The sequence below is a fragment of the Streptomyces sp. Ag109_G2-15 genome, assembly GCF_900215565.1.
In the GTDB taxonomy this organism is placed as follows: domain Bacteria; phylum Actinomycetota; class Actinomycetes; order Streptomycetales; family Streptomycetaceae; genus Streptomyces; species Streptomyces diastatochromogenes.
In genome coordinates, this window is record NZ_OCNI01000002.1 from 1466103 (window position 1) to 1483255 (window position 17153).

Annotated in this window: 18 protein-coding genes and 1 tRNA gene; 10 read left to right on the top strand and 9 right to left on the bottom strand. The window is 71.1% G+C overall.

Features of this window, described 5'->3' with window-relative positions; all coding sequences use genetic code 11:
* The first annotated feature begins 22 nt into the window (after window positions 1–22).
* The 5 genes from CRP49_RS42990 to CRP49_RS43010 all read left to right on the top strand — a co-directional run bounded on the left by CRP49_RS42990 (window position 23) and on the right by CRP49_RS43010 (window position 6340).
* Window positions 23–808 carry a GntR family transcriptional regulator gene (locus tag CRP49_RS42990; protein ID WP_097258762.1) on the top strand — a complete coding sequence of 262 codons (786 nt, stop codon included), beginning with the start codon at window positions 23–25 and terminating at the stop codon, window positions 806–808.
* A gap of 291 nt (window positions 809–1099) precedes the next feature.
* Window positions 1100–2413 carry an ABC transporter substrate-binding protein gene (locus CRP49_RS42995; protein WP_097258763.1) on the top strand — a complete coding sequence of 438 codons (1314 nt, stop codon included), beginning with the start codon at window positions 1100–1102 and terminating at the stop codon, window positions 2411–2413.
* Window positions 2414–2421: 8 nt separating this feature from the next.
* Complete coding sequence (locus CRP49_RS43000; RefSeq protein ID WP_097258764.1) at window positions 2422–3402, top strand: carbohydrate ABC transporter permease; 981 nt, start codon at window positions 2422–2424, stop codon at window positions 3400–3402.
* The gene (locus CRP49_RS43005; protein WP_097258765.1) at window positions 3399–4286 is read left to right on the top strand and encodes a carbohydrate ABC transporter permease; all 888 of its coding nucleotides are present in this window, start codon (window positions 3399–3401) and stop codon (window positions 4284–4286) included. The genes CRP49_RS43000 and CRP49_RS43005 overlap by 4 nt, the downstream gene beginning before the upstream one ends.
* Window positions 4287–4321: 35 nt before the next feature.
* The gene (locus CRP49_RS43010; RefSeq protein ID WP_097258766.1) at window positions 4322–6340 is read left to right on the top strand and encodes a beta-galactosidase; all 2019 of its coding nucleotides are present in this window, start codon (window positions 4322–4324) and stop codon (window positions 6338–6340) included.
* 72 nt (window positions 6341–6412) lie between these two features.
* Here CRP49_RS43010 and CRP49_RS47410 read toward each other — a convergent pair whose 3' ends face one another.
* Genes CRP49_RS47410 through CRP49_RS43025 form a run of 3 tightly spaced genes read right to left on the bottom strand, consistent with a single transcriptional unit; the run spans window position 6413 to window position 8459 of the window.
* Window positions 6413–6838, bottom strand: coding sequence for a hypothetical protein (locus tag CRP49_RS47410; RefSeq protein WP_097258767.1), 426 nt, complete (start codon window positions 6836–6838; stop codon window positions 6413–6415).
* A gap of 59 nt (window positions 6839–6897) precedes the next feature.
* A complete protein-coding gene (locus CRP49_RS43020; protein WP_097258768.1) occupies window positions 6898–8043 on the bottom strand; it encodes an RNA polymerase sigma factor in 1146 nt (381 codons plus the stop codon).
* A gap of 8 nt (window positions 8044–8051) precedes the next feature.
* On the bottom strand, window positions 8052–8459 hold the full coding sequence (locus tag CRP49_RS43025; protein WP_097258769.1) for a YciI family protein: 408 nt from the start codon (window positions 8457–8459) through the stop codon (window positions 8052–8054).
* Between the two features lie 453 nt (window positions 8460–8912).
* Between CRP49_RS43025 and CRP49_RS43030 the strand changes: the two genes are divergently transcribed.
* Window positions 8913–9140 carry a hypothetical protein gene (locus CRP49_RS43030; protein ID WP_097258770.1) on the top strand — a complete coding sequence of 76 codons (228 nt, stop codon included), beginning with the start codon at window positions 8913–8915 and terminating at the stop codon, window positions 9138–9140.
* A gap of 267 nt (window positions 9141–9407) precedes the next feature.
* The gene (locus CRP49_RS43035; RefSeq protein ID WP_097258771.1) at window positions 9408–9980 is read left to right on the top strand and encodes a YbhB/YbcL family Raf kinase inhibitor-like protein; all 573 of its coding nucleotides are present in this window, start codon (window positions 9408–9410) and stop codon (window positions 9978–9980) included.
* A 46-nt stretch (window positions 9981–10026) separates the two neighbouring features.
* Here the strand turns inward: CRP49_RS43035 and CRP49_RS43040 are convergent, their stop codons facing one another.
* The 3 genes from CRP49_RS43040 to CRP49_RS43050 all read right to left on the bottom strand — a co-directional run bounded on the left by CRP49_RS43040 (window position 10027) and on the right by CRP49_RS43050 (window position 11727).
* Window positions 10027–10260, bottom strand: coding sequence for a hypothetical protein (locus CRP49_RS43040; RefSeq protein WP_097258772.1), 234 nt, complete (start codon window positions 10258–10260; stop codon window positions 10027–10029).
* Between the two features lie 29 nt (window positions 10261–10289).
* On the bottom strand, window positions 10290–11054 hold the full coding sequence (locus CRP49_RS43045; RefSeq protein WP_097258773.1) for an SAVMC3_10250 family protein: 765 nt from the start codon (window positions 11052–11054) through the stop codon (window positions 10290–10292).
* 599 nt (window positions 11055–11653) lie between these two features.
* A tRNA-Pro gene (locus tag CRP49_RS43050) sits at window positions 11654–11727 on the bottom strand.
* Window positions 11728–11826: 99 nt separating this feature from the next.
* Here CRP49_RS43050 and CRP49_RS43055 point away from each other — a divergent pair.
* Both CRP49_RS43055 and cobF read left to right on the top strand, forming a co-directional pair.
* Complete coding sequence (locus tag CRP49_RS43055; protein ID WP_097258774.1) at window positions 11827–12336, top strand: DUF309 domain-containing protein; 510 nt, start codon at window positions 11827–11829, stop codon at window positions 12334–12336.
* Between the two features lie 50 nt (window positions 12337–12386).
* On the top strand, window positions 12387–13166 hold the full coding sequence (gene cobF, locus CRP49_RS43060) for a precorrin-6A synthase (deacetylating) (RefSeq protein ID WP_179852037.1): 780 nt from the start codon (window positions 12387–12389) through the stop codon (window positions 13164–13166).
* 40 nt (window positions 13167–13206) lie between these two features.
* On the opposite strand, the gene CRP49_RS43065 is transcribed toward cobF, so the two are convergent.
* Window positions 13207–13962, bottom strand: a complete 756-nt coding sequence (locus tag CRP49_RS43065; protein WP_097258775.1) for a cobalt-precorrin-6A reductase — start codon at window positions 13960–13962, stop codon at window positions 13207–13209.
* 60 nt (window positions 13963–14022) lie between these two features.
* On the opposite strand from CRP49_RS43065, the gene CRP49_RS43070 reads away from it, so the two are divergent.
* Window positions 14023–14802, top strand: coding sequence for a TIGR01458 family HAD-type hydrolase (locus CRP49_RS43070; RefSeq protein WP_097258776.1), 780 nt, complete (start codon window positions 14023–14025; stop codon window positions 14800–14802).
* On the opposite strand, the gene CRP49_RS43075 is transcribed toward CRP49_RS43070, so the two are convergent.
* Together CRP49_RS43075 and CRP49_RS43080 are read right to left on the bottom strand one after the other, a co-directional pair.
* A complete protein-coding gene (locus CRP49_RS43075; RefSeq protein ID WP_097258777.1) occupies window positions 14791–15564 on the bottom strand; it encodes a sulfite exporter TauE/SafE family protein in 774 nt (257 codons plus the stop codon). The genes CRP49_RS43070 and CRP49_RS43075 overlap by 12 nt on opposite strands.
* A gap of 67 nt (window positions 15565–15631) precedes the next feature.
* Window positions 15632–17143 carry a long-chain fatty acid--CoA ligase gene (locus CRP49_RS43080; RefSeq protein WP_097258778.1) on the bottom strand — a complete coding sequence of 504 codons (1512 nt, stop codon included), beginning with the start codon at window positions 17141–17143 and terminating at the stop codon, window positions 15632–15634.
* Window positions 17144–17153 lie beyond the last annotated feature (10 nt).

The window sequence follows — 17153 nt, forward strand, 5'->3', positions numbered from 1 at the left end:
GCGCTCTGGAAGGAGGTACCCCGTGGCGAGGACCGGTGACTCCGCTCGTCCCGTGACCGTCTCCGCGCTCGACTCCCTGGACTTCGACCTGGACCGCGCGAGTCCGGTGCCGCTCTACTACCAGCTCGCCCAGCAGCTGGAGGCGGCCATCGAACACGGGATCCTCGCCCCCGGGAACCTCCTGGGCAACGAGGTCGACCTGTCCGTGCGCCTCGGCCTGTCCCGGCCCACCGTCCGCCAGGCCATCCAGTCCCTGGTGGACAAGGGGCTGCTGGTGCGCCGCCGCGGTGTCGGCACCCAGGTGGTGCACAGCCAGGTCAAACGGCCCCTGGAGCTGAGCAGCCTCTACGACGACCTGGAGTCGGCCGGGCAGGGCCCGACCACCCAGGTACTGCGCAACGAACGCGTCCCGGCGAGCGCCGACGTGGCCGCGGCCCTCGGCATCGCGGAGGGCGCCGAGGTCGTCGTGCTGGAGCGGCTGCGCTGCACCCACGGCCAGCCGGTGGCGTTCCTGTGCAACTACCTGCCCTCGGCCCTGCTCGAACTCGACACCGACCGGCTGGAGTCGACGGGCCTGTACCGGATGCTGCGCTCGGCGGGCATCGCCCTGCACAGCGCCCGCCAGACCGTCGGGGCCCGCAGCGCCACCGCCGAGGAGGCCGCCCTGCTGGACGAGAAGGAGGGCGCGGCCCTGCTCACCATGCAGCGCACCGCGTACGACGACACCGGGCGGCCGGTGGAGTACGGCACCCATGTCTACCGGGCGTCGCGGTACGCCTTCGACTTCCAGCTCCTGGTCAGAACCTGACCGCCGCTGGTCAGACCAGGAAACGGAACCACTCGTGTTCACACAGCCCCCGCGGCCGCAGCTGCCGCGGGGGCCGCTTTGCCTGCCGTTCAACAAAGTTGCAGGTAACGATGTCGATTACGTTTCGGGCAAGAGACACCCCAGTGGGACCGGAGCTATTGACGCATGAGCGGACATGGGGCTGTTATTACGCCCACGATGTTCGGTCGAGTTGGTTTCTGATCGGTTTCGAAGACCTTTCGGTGATCGACTCATCCCCTTGACTGAACCCTGTATGCCTCAGGAGCCGCCATGCGCCTCTCCCCCTCCGGTCTTTCGGTCCCGGGTCCCAGCCGTCGTTCGCTGCTGCGTGGAGCGGGCGGTGCCGCCCTCCTCGCCGGCGCCGGCATACCCCTGCTGTCCGCCTGCGGCGGCAGTGGCTCGTCCTCCGACCCGAAGACCGTCACCCTCGGCTCCAACGCCTCCGACGCGGTGCCGAAGAAGGCCTTCGCGGAGATCTACGCGGCCTTCAAGAAGCAGTCGGGCATCACGGTCGATGTCAACACGAAGGACCACAACACCTTCCAGGAGCAGATCAACTCCTATCTGCAGGGCACGCCGGACGACGTGTTCAACTGGTTCGCCGGTTACCGCATGCAGTTCTTCGCGGCGAAGAAGCTGGCCACGCCGATCGACGACGTGTGGGCCAAGATCGGGGACAACTTCCCCGACGCGATGAAGAAGCTCGCCAAGGGCGAGGACGGCAAGTACTACTTCGTCCCGCTGTACACGTACCCGTGGGCGCTCTTCTACCGCAAGAGCGTCTTCCAGCAGCACGGCTACAAGGTCCCCACCACCTGGGACGAGCTGGTCGCCCTCTGCAAGCAGATGAAGAAGGATGGCCTGGTCCCGATCGCCTTCGGCGACAAGGACGCCTGGCCCGCGATGGGCACCTTCGACCAGATCAACTTCCGCCTCAACGGCTACGACTTCCACGTCGAGCTGATGGGCGGCAAGGCCTCCTGGACCGACTCCAAGGTGAAGGCCGTCTTCGACCACTGGTCCGAGATCCTGCCCTACCACCAGGACGGCTTCATGGGCCGCACCTGGCAGGACGCCGCACAGACCCTGGTGTCCAAGAAGGCCGGCATGTACCTGCTGGGCTCGTTCGTGGCGCAGCAGTTCACCAACAAGGCCGACCTGGACGACCTCGACTTCTTCGCCTTCCCGGAGATCAACTCCGCGTACGGCCAGGACACCGTCGAGGCGCCGACCGACGGGTTCATGGTGAGCAAGGCCCCGAAGAACAAGGCGGGTGTCACCAAGCTCCTCGAGTACCTGGGCACGCCCGAGGCCGAGGCGATCTACCTGAAGGCCGACTCCAGCGTGGTGGCCGCCTCCAGCAAGGCCGACACCTCCTCGTACACCCCGCTGCAGAAGAAGGCGTACGAGATGATCAGCGGCGCCAAGAGCCTCACCCAGTTCATGGACCGCGACTCGCGCCCGGACTTCACCTCCACGGTGATGCAGCCCGCGCTGCAGAAGTTCCTCCAGAACCCCAAGGGCGTGGACAGCTTGCTGTCGTCGATCGAGCGCCAGAAGAAGCAGATCTTCGCGTCCTCGTGAGCAGCGGCATGACGACCGACACGACGACGAAGACCCCGGAGGCGGCCGCCGTGCCGCCTCCGGGCGCTGCTTCCGCATCCAAGCGGGCCGCGCAGGGCCACCGGCGCCTGCTGACCCGCCGTGACCGGATCACGCTCGGCCTGATGGCGGGCGTGCCCACGGTCCTGCACGTGGCCCTGGTCTGGGTCACCGCCCTCGCCTCCATCGCGCTCGCCTTCACCACCTGGGACGGCATCGGGTTCGACTCGATCAAGTGGGTGGGCCTGGACAACTTCAAACAACTCTTCAACGACAACCCGCAGTTCTGGCCGGCCCTCCAGCACAACGTCGTCTGGTTCGTGGTGCTGATCCTGATCCCGACGCCGCTCGGCCTGTTCCTGGCCGTACAGCTGGACAAGAAGATCCGGTTCAGCCGTGTCTACCAGACCGCGTTCTTCCTGCCGGTCGTCATCTCCATGGCGTGCATCGGGTTCGTCTGGCAGCTCGTCTACAACCCGGACACGGGCCTGATCAACAGCCTCATCGGCGCCAACAAGCCGGGCCACTACATCGACTGGATCGGCGACCCCAAGCTCAACCTGTGGGCGGTCCTGATCGCCGCGTCCTGGCGGCACACCGGCTACATGATGATCCTGTACCTGGCCGGCCTGAAGGGCGTCGACCCGTCGCTCAGGGAGGCCTCGGCCCTCGACGGCGCCAACGAGTGGCAGACGTTCAAGAACGTCATCTTCCCGACGCTGCGCCCGACCAACACGGTCGTCCTGGTCGTCACCATCATCGAGTCGCTGCGCGCCTTCGACCTGGTCTTCGTCTTCAACAAGGGCGCCCAGGGCACCGAGTTGCTGTCGATCCTGGTGACCAACAACATCATCGGTGAGTCGAGCCGCATCGGTTACGGATCGGCGATCGCGGTGGTCCTGCTGGTCATCTCGCTGATCGTGATCATCCCGTATCTGATCGCGACCTTCCGGAAGGAGCGGCGCGCATGAGCACCGTGAGCGCGCTGGCCAAGCAGCGCACCCCGATCCGCCCGGCCCGCGTCCTGCTGCACGTCTTCCTGGCCGGTACGGCCCTGGCGTGGCTCGCCCCGCTGCTGTGGGCGATCTTCTCGGCGCTGCGTCCGTACAGCGAGACCAGCGAGCGCGGCTATGTGTCCTGGCCGCACACGCTGAACTTCGACAACTTCAAGAACGCGTTCACGCAGTCGGACATGACCCACTACTTCATGAACACGTTGATCATCGCGGTCCCGGCCGTGCTGCTCACGCTGTTCCTGTCGTCGATGGTCGCGTTCTACGTCAGCCGCTTCGACTTCCGGCTCAACCTGGCGCTGCTGCTGGTCTTCACGGCGGGCAACCTGCTCCCGCAGCAGGTCATCATCACCCCGCTGTACCGGCTGTACCTGCTGACGAACCTGCCGGGCATCACCGCGAGCGGCAAGCTGTACGACTCGGCGCTCGGCCTGGTGCTGATCCACGTGGCGTTCCAGTCCGGGTTCTGCGCGTTCGTGCTGGCCAACTACATGCGCTCGCTCCCGCACGAGCTGACCGAGGCCGCGCTGGTGGACGGCGCCTCGGTGTGGCGGCTGTACTGGCAGATCACGCTGCCGCTGTGCAAGCCGGCGATGGCGGCGCTGGCGACCCTGCTGTCGATCTGGATCTACAACGACTTCTTCTGGGCCCTGGTGCTGATCTCGACCGGTGAGAACATGCCGATCACCTCGGCGCTGAACAACCTCTCCGGCCAGTACTTCACCGACCCCAACCTGGTGGCCGCGGGCGCCCTGCTCACCGCGATCCCGACGCTGATCGTGTACTTCGCGCTCCAGCGTCAGTTCGTCAGCGGTCTGACCCTGGGCTCGAACAAGGGCTGAGGCGCGCGCACGTGAAAGAGAACGAAGAAAACCCAGTGAATCGCACCCTGTCCGTCCCCGGCCTCGCCTACGGCGGCGACTACAACCCCGAACAGTGGCCCGAGGAGGTGTGGTCCGAGGACGTACGCCTGATGCGCGAAGCGGGCGTGAACATGGTCAGCGTCGGCATCTTCTCCTGGGCATTGCTGGAGCCGTCCGAGGGCGCGTACGACTTCTCGCGCATGGACCGGATCCTGGACCTGCTGCACGAGAACGGCATCGCCGCCGACCTGGCCACCCCCACGGCGGCGCCTCCGGCGTGGTTCTTCCGCGCCCACCCGGAGGCGCTGCCGGTCGACCGGGACGGCCGTACCCTCTCCTACGGCAGCCGGCAGACGTTCTGCCCATCCAGCCCCGCCTACCGCGAGGCGGCGCTGCGCATCGCGGGTGCGCTGGCCGAGCGGTACGCCGGTCATCCGGCCGTCGCCATGTGGCACGTGCACAACGAGTACGGCTGCCACAACGCGGCCTGCTACTGCGACACCAGCGCGGCGGCCTTCCGCCGCTGGCTGCGGGCGCGCTACGGCGACGACCTGGCCGCCCTCAACGACGCCTGGGGCACGACCTTCTGGTCCCAGTGGTACTACGACTGGGAGGAGATCCTGCCGCCGCGCGCCACCGGCGCCGTACCCAACCCGACGCACCAGCTGGACTGGCGCCGCTTCTGCTCGGACGAGCTGCTGTCGCTGTACACGGCCGAGCGGGACGTGCTGCGGGCTGCGGCCCCCGACACGCCCGCCACCACCAACTTCATGGTGATGGCCACCTTCGACGCCCTCGACTACTGGCGCTGGGCACCGGAGCTGGACATCGTCGCCAACGACCACTATCTGATGTCCACCGACCCCGAGTCGGAGATCGACGTGGCGCTGAGCGGCGATCTGATGCGCTCGCTCGCGGGCGGCCCGTGGCTGCTGATGGAGCACTCCACCGGCGCCGTGAACTGGCAGCCCGTCAACCGGGCGAAGAATCCGGGCGAGTTGCGCCGCAACGCGCTGGCCCATGTGGCGCGCGGGGCGGACGGCATCGCGTACTTCCAGTGGCGGGCGGCGAAGGCGGGCGCCGAGCAGTGGCACTCGGCGATGCTGCCGCACGCGGGCACCGACAGTCAGATCTGGCGGGACGTGGTCCGCCTGGGCGCCGACCTGACGGCGCTGGCCGAGGTCCGCGGCAGCACCGGTACCGCCGAGGTCGCCGTCGTCTGGGACTGGAACGCCCGCTGGGCGCTGGAGCTGCCCTCCCAGCCGAGCGGCGAACTGCGGTACCTGGACCTGGTCCGGGCCTGGTACGAGCCGCTGTGGCGGGCCGGCGTGGCCGTGGACTTCGTACGTCCCGACGCGGACCTGTCCGCCTACCGCCTGGTGCTGGCCCCGAACCTGTACCTGGTCGACGACACGGGCGCGGCGAACCTCACGGCGTACGCCGAGCGCGGCGGCACCCTCGCCGTCGGCTTCCACAGCGGCGCCGTGGACGAGAACTGCCATGTGCGGCTCGGCGGTTACCCGGGGGCGTTCCGGGACGTGCTGGGGGTGCGCTCCGACGAGCCGTTCCCGCTGCTGCCCGGACAGTCGGTCGGGCTGAGCGGCGCGGTGCCTCAGGGCGCTGCGGGCACGCTGTGGTCGGAGCGGCTGCGAACGGAGGGCGCCGAGGCGGTCGCCACGTACGCCGACGGCCCGCTGGCCGGCGTCCCGGCGGTCACCCGGCACGCCTACGGCACCGGGGCCGCCTGGTACCTGGCCACGCTCCCCGACCCGGCCACGCTGACCGCCCTCCTGGACCGCATCCGCACCGAGGCGGGGGTGGAGCCGGTGCGCACCGCCCCGGCCGGTGTGGAGGTGGTCCGCAGGCGCGGCCCGGACGCGGACTACGTCTTCGTGATCGACCACTCCGGCCGGGGCGCGGAACTGCCCGTCGCACCGGGCGCCACGGAACTCCTCACCGGCAAGGAGACGGCCGGTTCGGTCACGGTCGCGCCCGGGGACGTGGCGGTGGTGCGGGAGCCGCTCGCTCGGTGAGCGGCGGCTGGCCGGGCCCGAGGCCGGGACGACCTGGCAGCGGGCCCGGCTTGTCGGTGCGGGTGCACGCGGTCAAGCGGGAACGTCCGCCTGACCGACCAGCGCCTCGTGGAGCCGTCGAGCGAGCCGGACGGCCTCCTCGGGGTCGCAGGCGATACGGGTCGTCGCACGCGTTCCGGTGATCTCGGTGACCGGGACGCCCAGGACCTCCGCCTCGGGCAGGTCGTCGGCCCGGTGCAGCCGGTCGAGGTCCCGGTGGCCGCCGATCACGGCGAGCTGCGGCCCGCCGGTGAGCCGTACGGTGTCGACTCCCTCGGTGCCGAGCACGCCGTGCGCGTGGTCGGCCTGCGCGTCCGTGCGGTAACCGAGCACTCTGGACTCCGTGTCGAGCACGACGGCGGCCGCCCGGACTCCGGTGGCTCCGATCCGGGTGCCCACCGGGTACGGGGCGCGGCGTCCGACGCTGCGGAGGTCATGTTCGCCGCGTGCACCAGCCATCCGTCAGCGGCGAGTTCCTCCGACAGCACCACGCGGGACATGTCTCCGAGCGTGACCCGTCAGCGACATCGGCGGGCGTTGAGCCGGGCGGCCTGGCGCGTCAGGTGGTCGCGTTCGGCGAGGTTGGGTGCCTTGTGGGCCGCCTCGGCGTACAGCCGTGCCGCCGTCGCCGGGTCGCCGTCTCGCTCGTGGAGGTACGCCGCCACCGCGGCGTGGCGGGGCAGTGAGGCGTCGAGCGCCGCGAGCGCCGCCAGGCCGGCGCGCGGTCCGTCGGCCTCCCCGACGGCGACCGCGCGGTTGAGCCGGACGATGGGACTGTCGGTCAGGCGCGTGAGCTCGTCGTACCACTCGACGATCTGCACCCAGTCGGTCTCCTCGGTGGTGGGCGCGTCGGCGTGGAGTGCCGCGATGGCGGCCTGGGCCTGGAACTCGCCCAGCCGGTCGCGGGCGAGGGCCGCCTGGAGGATCCCGACGCCCTCGGCGATCAACGCGGTGTCCCACCGGCCGCGGTCCTGCTCGGCGAGCGGCACCAGGCTGCCGTCGGACGCGGTCCGGGCGGCACGCCGGGCGTGGTGGAGCAGCATGAGGGCGAGCAGCCCGGCCGCCTCGGGGTGGTCGATGCGGGCCGCGAGCTGCCGGGTGAGCCGGATGGCCTCGGCGGCGAGGTCGACGTCGCCGGAGTAGCCCTCGTTGAAGACGAGGTAGAGGACGCGCAGCACGGTGGCGACGTCGCCGGGCCGGTCGAAGCGCACGCCGGAGACGGTGCGCTTGGCCCGGCTGATGCGCTGCGCCATGGTCGCCTCGGGCACCAGGTAGGCCCCGGCGATCTGGCGGGTGGTCAGCCCGCCGACGGCGCGCAGCGTGAGCGCGACCGCCGATGCCGGGGTCAGCGACGGGTGGGCGCACAGGAAGTAGAGCTGGATCGTGTCGTCCACCGCGGGCGCCGGGCCGGGCGCCGGCTCCTCCGCGACGCGGTCCTCACGCCGGCGGCGGGTGGTGTCGGCGCGCGTCGCGTCGAGGAACTTGCGCCAGGCCACGGTGACCAGCCAGCCCTTGGCATCCCGCGGCGGGTCGGCCGCCCAGACCCGGAGCGCCTCGACCAGAGCGTCCTGCACGGCGTCCTCGGCCGCCGCGAAGTCGGCTCCGCGGCGGACGAGGACGGTGAGCACGCCCGGTGTGAGGCTCCTGAGGAGGACGTCGTCCATCGGTGACGTCACTCCGTGATGGTGGGCTGCACGCCGTAGAACGGGCGCACCTCCAGCCACTCGTGGATCGGCTTGCCACCCGCCCCGGGGGCGGCCGACAGCTCCCCGGCCAGCTCGACGGCGCGCCCGTAGCTGTCGACGTCGATGATCATCCAGCCGGCGATGAGGTCCTTGGTCTCCGCGAACGGTCCGTCGGTGACCGGCGGGCGCCCCTCACCGTCGTAGCGGACCCACGCTCCCTCGGGGGCGAGCGCCTGACCGTCGACGAACTCGCCTGTCTTCTCCAGCCGGGCCGCGAAGTCGTTCATGTACTGGACATGCGCCGAGATCTCCTCCGGCGTCCACTGGTCCATCGGCACGTCGTTGACCGAAGCCGGGGCGCCACGGTAGTGCTTCAGCAGCAGGTACTTGGCCATCGTGGTTCTCCTTGGTGCTCGTGCGACCCATTGTGGTCGCGTTCACCCCGGGGACGGAGCCGGACGCGGGTTCTCGACATCGCCGTCCGAACTTTTTTCGGGCTCTCGTGGATGAGCCGACTCACGCCCCAGGACCTACGTGCCCAGACCCGCGTTGCGGGCCCGGACGATGGCCTGGGCCCGGTCGTTGACCTGGAGCTTGGCGCCTCGGCCCCGCGCCCCTGGGCGAGCTGGGCCTCAGCCTCGCCCTGGGGCAACTCGTCTCGGCCTTCGACGGCGCCCGCACCCGGATCGAGTTGCACCTCACCCCCTCCCCCCTGCCGCCCCTTCCGGCGGCCGTCGAGGTGGCCGCCTACCGGATCGCGGCCGAGGCGCTCACCAACGTCATGCGGCACGCCGAGGCCGACCACACACAAGTGAGGGTGTGCGTCGACGCACACCCTCACTCTCACCGTGATCGACGACGGGATCGGCTACGACCCCGACCCGAAGGCCGACGGCATCGGACTGCGTTCCATGGCCGAGCGGGCCGGAGAGATCGGCGGCAGCTTCACCATCGACCGCCGCGGACGCGGCACCCGGGTACGCACCGCGCTGCCCTTCGGTCAGGGCGTGTTGAGACAGGTACCGCACGTGCCGCCGTCGCCCGGCGCGGCCGGCCGCGCCGACACGGAAGCCTGAACGGCCCCGTCCTTCCCCCGCGGCTCGGTCAACTTGCGCCCCATCCCCGTCACCCTCTCGTCCCAGCGAAGGACATGCCGGTGCCCGGCGTCCATTTCAGGCGAGTTGCCCGCTTTGTTTCTGTGCGAGCCGTCGCGACTCCGAGGTATAAGGATCGAGTCCTGTCCGCGGCACGCCGGGAGTCGGCGATACCGCCCCGGCCCGCCGACCCGGTAACACGGTGATGGCGAACTGGTCGCCGACGAGTTGCACCGCAAGGAGTAACCCATGGCAGTGGTAGGCAAGTTGCTGAAGAACAAGCGGGCGGGTGACGAGGGCCTCGCCTGGAACGCGCCGAACCTGGCCGGCGAGAACACACTGGAGCTGAGCAGTCCCGACTTCGCGCACGAGACGACGATGCCGACCCTCCACGCCGGGAGGCGTCTCGGCGGCCAGGAGCTGTCACCGGCCCTGACCTGGGACGCGGTCCCCGCCGGGACGGCGCAGTTGCTGCTGGTCATCGAGGACCCGGATGCGCCGACGGCCCTGCCGTACAACCACGGCATCGCCCTGCTCGACCCGTCCTTGACCACTCTCCCTCAGGGTGGCCTCGACACCGAGACCCCCGCGGACGGTGTGCGCCTGCTGAGTTCGGGCTCGCGCCGCGGCTATCTCGGACCCGCACCGATCAAGGGCCACGGCCCGCACCGTTATGTCTTCCAGTTGTTCGCCCTGGGCAGTCCGCTGACCGTCGGAAGGAGCAACACCGTGCCGGACTCCGCCAAACCGCGGGTCGTGCTGGCCGCCGCGGGTGACGTGCTCGCGCGCGGTCGCCTCGACGGCTTCTACGAGCGCGCCTGACCCGCTCAAGCTGCCGCGCCGTATGCCAGGTTCGCCTGAACGGCGCCTACACGGGATAGTCGTCGGCGCCGTCGATAACGGCTGCGGCGGCCACGCGGAACGGCGGGGATCTCCGCCGAGGTGCTTTGGCGGCCAGAGCCCGCGCAAGGAAGGCGCTCTCGCGTAGACGATCAGGCGTGGCGGACGGGAAGTCCGTCATGTCGATCAGGCCCGCGAACTCCCGGCTCAGCGCAGCACGGAGCTGCCGGCCCGCTACGGGCGCATCCCCCTCGTCGTGCATCGAGACCTCCTCTTCGGTCGGCGACCCGGTCAGGGGGTCTCGCTGACGTACTCCACCGTGAGCGGGCTCGCCACGAGGCAGCGAGGCGCTCCGTCCCGCTCGGGGAGGAGTGCCGTGACGCGGGCGTATCCGGTCATCGGGGCCGCCGTGTCGATGCCGCCGTGGCCGGCGTCGAGGGCACGCAGCAGGTCACGGATTCCCGCGGCGCTCAGGGCGGGGGCCAGGGGAGACGCCGAGGCGGCGTCGGCGGGCGCGTCGGCGCCGGGATCGGGGGAGAGCACCTCGACGACCTGTCCGGCCCTGGTGAGGAAGACAGCGCCGACGCTGTCGCCGCCCCCGCCGATCTCGTTCAGCGCGGGGCCGTCGGTGAGCTGGGGTGTCAAGCCCAACAGGTGCCGGGCGGAGCCGTGCAGCAACAGGCGGCAGCCGGCGGCGTCACCGCCGCCGGAGCCCGGCCCGGAGCTGCCGTCGGAGCCCGGCCCCGAGTCGACGAAGAGCAGCAGGTCCCGGTACGCCCCGCGGAGCGTGACGCAGCGCATGGGTGTCTCGAACTGCACCCACAGGCCGGGGCGGAGGCCGGGTTCCTCGTACCAGACCGCCGTCTCCTCCAGATACTTCTGCACCTGCCGCAGATGCCGCATCCGTCCCTGCTCGCCGTCGGAGGCCTGCGCATCCACGTCGACCCCGAGGCCGAACGGTGTGGAGAGGCGCACGGCCCCGGCGCGGGGCGCGCGGCGCGGCTCCGGCAGGAACTGCTGCAGCTTGCCCACGGACAGATAGATGACGTCGCGCAATCGGGCCCGCCCCCACGTCCGGTCACTCGGCCCTGCTGGTACGCGCGAGCCTCGCTTCCACCATACGGCCCCGAGGCACAGTTCCGGCCTGAATTCACCAGTAAGACCGGTGGGGTCGGGTGTCCCGGCGGACGGCCTGGCTCGGACGTCGGTCCCGAACTATGTGCGCAGAGTCTGCCAGTTCCGTTCCAGAACAGCTGGATCCAAGCCGGACGCTCAGTCTGCCCCGGCCTTGCTCCTTCGCCTGGTCATGCACTGCGAGCAACTCACCCAAGAGCAAGCTCGGGCCGCCGTCACACTCGCGTTCACGTGGCTCGACAGCCGCCCGGAGCACGAGGGGGTCAGTTCGGTGCCAGGGCCCCTCCTGCGCGTGCCTGACCTGCCGTCCACGCAGCTACGGCGTGCCATCCGTCTCGGGTATGCCGCGCTCCTCGCGCGTCGGAACAGGCACGCTTCGGCATCGAGCCCTCGATGAGGACGCTGGCTGCAGAATGACCGCGCAACCCCTCGGGGAAACAGCTGCCCAGCTGGTCCCCAAAAACAACCAGGGGCTGTTCCAGATTGATCTGAAACAGCCCCTGACGTACGACTTCGAAAAGTCGGGACGACAGGATTTGAACCTGCGACCCCTTGACCCCCAGTCAAGTGCGCTACCAAGCTGCGCCACGTCCCGATGCGCTCACTCGTGGTGACCCACGTGATCGCGCGAACAGAACTTTACCCCACGGGCGGGGGTGCGCCGAAGTGGGACCGGGCGGGGACAATCGGTCGTATGGGAGACGTGGGCGCGGCGCCGGGCAGCCGGGACCGGGATGTGGCGGGGCGGGCGCGGAACGCCCGGCCGCGGGACGGGCTGGGGCGGCCGTTGCCGTACGGGGCGCAGGGGGTCGAGCGCCAGCCGGAGGGAGTCGTGCGGACCCCGCGGGAGACGGTCGCCGAGGCGCAGGCGCTGCTGGACGCGGGGAAGCCGTTCCATGCCCACGAGGTGTTCGAGGACGCCTGGAAGTCGGGGCCCGAGTCCGAGCGGACGCTGTGGCGGGGACTGGCACAGCTGGCGGTGGGGCTCACCCACGCGGCCCGCGGCAACACCACCGGCGGGGCGCGGCTGCTGCGGCGCGGCGCGGGGGCGATCGAGGAGTGGGCGGCCGAGCGGGGCGACGCGCGGCCGTACGGGATGGATCTTGCCGGGCTGGCCGGGTGGGCCCGGGAGCTGGCCGGGCGGGTGGAGCGCGGGGCGGGCCCCGTCGACGCGGGGACCGAGGCGCCGCGGCTCGGTTCCTGAGCGAGGCACCGCCTCCTCAGGGCCCCGACGGCATACGGCAGACTCGGGGTGTGCGAAAGATTCATGTCATCGGTATCGGTGCGGGCGATCCCGACCAGCTGACCCTGCAGGCGGTCAAGGCGCTGCGGAGCACGGACGTGTTCTTCCTGCTCGACAAGGGCGAGGTGAAGAGCGATCTGACCCAGCTCCGCCGGGACATGGTGGACGCGCACCGGCCCGAGGGCGGGTACCGGGTGGTGGAGGCCCGTGACCCGGAGCGGGACCGCGGAGCGGGCGGGGCCGCGTACTCGCCGGCCGTGGAGGACTGGCGCAGTGCGCGCGCCGGCATCTACGAGCGGCTGATCGCCGAGGAGCTGGGCGAGGACGACACCGGGGCGTTCCTGGTGTGGGGGGACCCGTCGCTGTACGACAGCACGCTGGGGATCCTGGAGGAGGTGCTGGACCGGGGCGCGGTGGAGTTCGAGTACGACGTGGTGCCCGGCATCAGCAGCGTCTCCTCGCTCGTGGCCCGGCATCGTACGGGGCTGAACCGGGTGGCCCGGCCGGTGCAGATCACCACCGGGCGGCGGCTGGCCGAGGGCTTCCCGGAGGGGGTGGACGACGTCGTCGTGATGCTGGACGCGCACCAGACCTTCCGGAAGTACGCCGAGGACGACATCGACATCTACTGGGGCGCGTACCTGGGCACCCCGGACGAGATCCTGGTCTCCGGTCCCCTCGCCGAGGCGGGCCCGCGCATCGAGCGGCTGCGCGCCGAGGCCCGGGAGCGCAAGGGCTGGATCATGGACACCTATCTGCTGCGCAGGCATCCCGGTCCTGGCGAGGCGTGACCGACGGGCACGGTCGAGGCCTGACCGACGGGCGCGGTGATCAGGGGCCGTCGGTCCCCAGCCGGTCGAGTGTGTCGAGTGCGCCCGCCACGTCCGGTACCGCCGTCACGCCGTCCGGGAGCGGGGGGCGTCGTACGACGACCACGGGCAGCCCTAGTTCCCGTGCGGCCGTCAGCTTGGCGGCCGTGGCCTCGCCGCCGCTGTCCTTCGTCACCAGCACGTCGATGGCGTGGGCGCGCAGCAGCTCGGTCTCCTCGGCGAGGGTGAAGGGGCCGCGGGCCAGGATCACTTCGGTGTGCGGCGGCAGGGGCGCCGCGGGCGGGTCGACCGACCGTACGACGAAGTGCAGGTCCGTCAGGTGGGCGAAGGTGGCGAGGCCCAGTCGGCCGGTGCTGAGGAACACCCGGCGGCCCAGGCCGGGCAGGGCCTCGGCGGCCGCGGCCAGGGACTCGACGTCGTACCAGCGGTCGCCGGGGCCCGGGCGCCAGCCGGGGCGGCGCAGGACGACCGCGGGAACTCCGGTGGCCGTCGCCGCGCGGGCGGCGTTCGCCGTGATCGACTCGGCGAAGGGGTGCGTGGCGTCGACGACGGCGTCCACGTCGTGCGTGCGCAGCCAGTCGGCAAGGCCCTCGGCGCCGCCGAACCCGCCGATCCGCACCTCGCCGGCCAGGGTTCCGGGGCGGGTGACCCGGCCCGCCAGCGACGTGGTGACCCTGACTCCGGGGCGGGCGGCGAGGTCGGCGGCGAGGCGCCGGGCCTCGGTGGTGCCGCCGAGGATCAGGATGTGCGGGGACATGGGGGTGAGGGTACGAGGTCGTCCGCGTCGATCCGCCGCCCGGGTCGCTAGGGTCCAGCCATGGAATCCGTGCGTGCCGTCCTGATCGACATCGACGGTGTCCTCACCGTCTCCTGGGAGCCGCTGCCGGGTGCGGTGGAGGCGCTGCGGGAGATCCGCGCGGCCGGTCTCGGCGTGGCCCTGGTGACCAACACGACGTCCAGGACGCGGGCGTCGATCGCCGAAGCCCTGGCGGGGGCCGGTTTCGAGGTGGGCGCCGAGGACGTCCTCACCGCGCCCGCGCTCACCGCCGCCCACCTCGCCGAGCACTTTCCGGGTGCCCGGTGCGCCCTCCTCAACAGCGGGGACATCGAGGCGGATCTCAGTGGCATCACCCTGGTCGACGACCGTCCCGATGTGGTCGTCGTGGGCGGTGCCGGGCCCGAGTTCGACTACGCGGCGCTCAACCGGGCCTTCGGGTATCTGCAGCGGGGTGCGCGACTGCTCGCCGTGCACCGCAACCTGTACTGGCGGACCGAGGCCGGGCTGCAGCTGGACTCGGGCGCCTTCCTGCTCGGGCTGGAGAAGGCCGCGCGGGTCGAGGCGGAGGTCATGGGCAAGCCGTCCCCGGCGTTCTTCGAGGCGGCGCTGGCCCGGCTGGGGGTGACCGCGGACCAGGCGCTGATGGTCGGCGACGACATCGAGTCGGACGTTCTCGGGGCACAGCGCATCGGCATCACGGGGGTGCTGGTCCGTACGGGGAAGTACCAGCCGGAGACGCTCGCGAGCGCGAGCGGCACACCGGACCACGTCGTGGACTCCTTCGCGGACCTCCCGGCGCTGCTCGGGCTAACGCAGTAGCAGCTGCAGGCCGCCCACGATCGTCGCGGCGATCACCAACTGCTCGAACAGCCGCTGGTTGATCCGGTTCACAGCCCAGGTGCCGAACAACGCGCCGGGCACGACGAACACCGCGAGTGCCGCGTCAAGGAGCAGGGAGCGGCCGTCGATCAGGCCGAGTCCGGCGCTGAAGGGCACCTTGGACACGTTGACGATGAGGAAGAAGAAGGCCGACGTGCCGAGGAAGCCGAGCTTCCGGAAACCCGCCGACAGGAGATACATCGACATGACCGGCCCGCCCGCGTTCGCGACCATCGTCGTGAACCCGCCGAGGACGCCGTACGAGCGGGCCTTCGCCCGGCCCGTCCGGGTGGTCACCGCGTCCGGCTCGTCCCCCGCCTCGGCCTGGCGCCGCCGCCACAGCGTGACCCCGGCCATCAGCAGCAGGATCGCGCCGATCGAGGTCCGTACGACCCCGTCGTCGGCCCACACCAGGAACAGCGTGCCGAACACCACTCCGGCCGCCACCGCCGGGAAGAGCCGCCACAGCGTGGGCCAGTGGGCGTGCCGCCGGTAGGTGAGGACGGCGAGGACGTCGCCCGCGATCAGGACCGGCAGCAGCACGCCGGTCGAGGCGCGGGCGGGCAGGACCGCCGCGAAGATCGCGAGGCTGACCGTGTTGGCCCCGCTGACGGCGGTCTTGGAGAAGCCCACGAGCAGGGCCGCGAAGGCGAGGGCGGCGAACTCCCAGCCGGATATGTGCCAGAGCGTCATCGTGTTCATGCGGGGACCGATGCTATGCGCACGCATCCGGCGGCGTAAGGACCGTCTCGCAGGGCGGTCGGCGTCCCTAACGGCCGGTGTAGCGGGCCCGCAGCTCCCGCTTGAGCACCTTCATGCTCGGCCCGAGCGGCAGCTCGTCCGCGAACTCCACGCGGCGCGGGTACTTGTGCCGGCCCAGGTGCTCCTTGGACCACTCGGTGATGCCGGCCGGGTCGGGGGCGGCGTCCGGTGCCGGGACGACGACGGCGCACACCTCCTCGCCGTGCAGTTCGTCGGGCAGGCCGATGACGGCCGCCTGGGCGACCTCGGGGTGCCGCATCAGGACCTCCTCGACCTCCCGCGGGTACACGTTGTAGCCGCCGCGGATGATGACGTCCTTCTTGCGGTCGACGATCCTGAGGAAGCCCTCCTCGTCCTTGGTGCCGAGGTCCCCGGTGCGGAACCAGCCGTCGACCAGGGCCTCGGCGGTGGCCTCGGGGCGGCCGAGGTAGCCGGAGAAGACGTTGTGGCCGCGGATGACGACCTCGCCCAGTTCGCCGGGCGGCAGGAGTTCGACGCTGCCCTCCACCTCGGCACGGGCGATCTCCACGTCGACGCCCCACAGCGGGTGCCCGATGGTGCCGGCCCTGGTGCCGAAGACGGGCTGGTTGACGGTGGCCGTCGGTGAGGTCTCCGACAGCCCGTACCCCTCGTAGATCCTCGCCCCGAACGCCGCCTCGAACCGCTCCAGTACGGCCACCGGCAGCGAGGCCCCGCCGGAGATGCACACCCGCAGCCCGGGCAGGGCGGCCGCGTCCGCGGCCGCCGCGGCGAGGGCCACGAACATGGTCGGCACGCCGTGGAAGGTGTTCACGCCCTCCTTCGCCATCAGCTCGATGGCGCGGGCCGCGTCGAAGCGGGGCAGCAGGACGAGGGTGGCGCCCGCCCGCCAGGTGGAGTTGAGCGACACGGTCTGACCGAAGGCGTGGAACAGCGGCAGTGCGCCGAGCGCGATGTCGTCGGCGCGGATGTCGTTGGCGTCGAAGGCGTTGACGGTGGCGTTCATCACCAGGTTGAAGTGGCTCAGCACGGCCCCCTTGGGGACGCCGGTCGTACCGCTGGTGTAGAAGATCACAGCGGGGTCGTCGGCGGCCCGGGTGAGGTAGGAGGGCAGCGGCTCGGCGGCCGCGGCGAGCCGCTCGAACTCCTCGCCCAGGGCGACCGCCCGGACGCCGGTGGCGGCGGCCGCGGCCCGGCCGGTCTCGGCCTGGGCCGGGTGGACGAGGAGCAGCGTCGCACCGCTGTCCCGCAGGACGTGCTCGACCTCCCCGGTCGACAGCAGCAGGTGCACGGGGACCACGACACCGCCGGCCGCGGCGATCGCGTAGTAGGCGACCGGGAACTCGGCGGTGTTGGGGGCCATCAGCGCCACCCGGTCTCCCGGTCGTACGCCGAGGCCGGCGAGCGCGCCCGCCCGGGCCAGCGCCTTCCGCCACACCTCGGCGAAGGTGAGCCGCAGATCACCTTCGACCAGAGCCGTCTTCTCGGGACGGCGCCGGGCGTTCTCGGCGAGGATGGTGGCGACGGACAGGGTTGCCATGCAGTGGTGC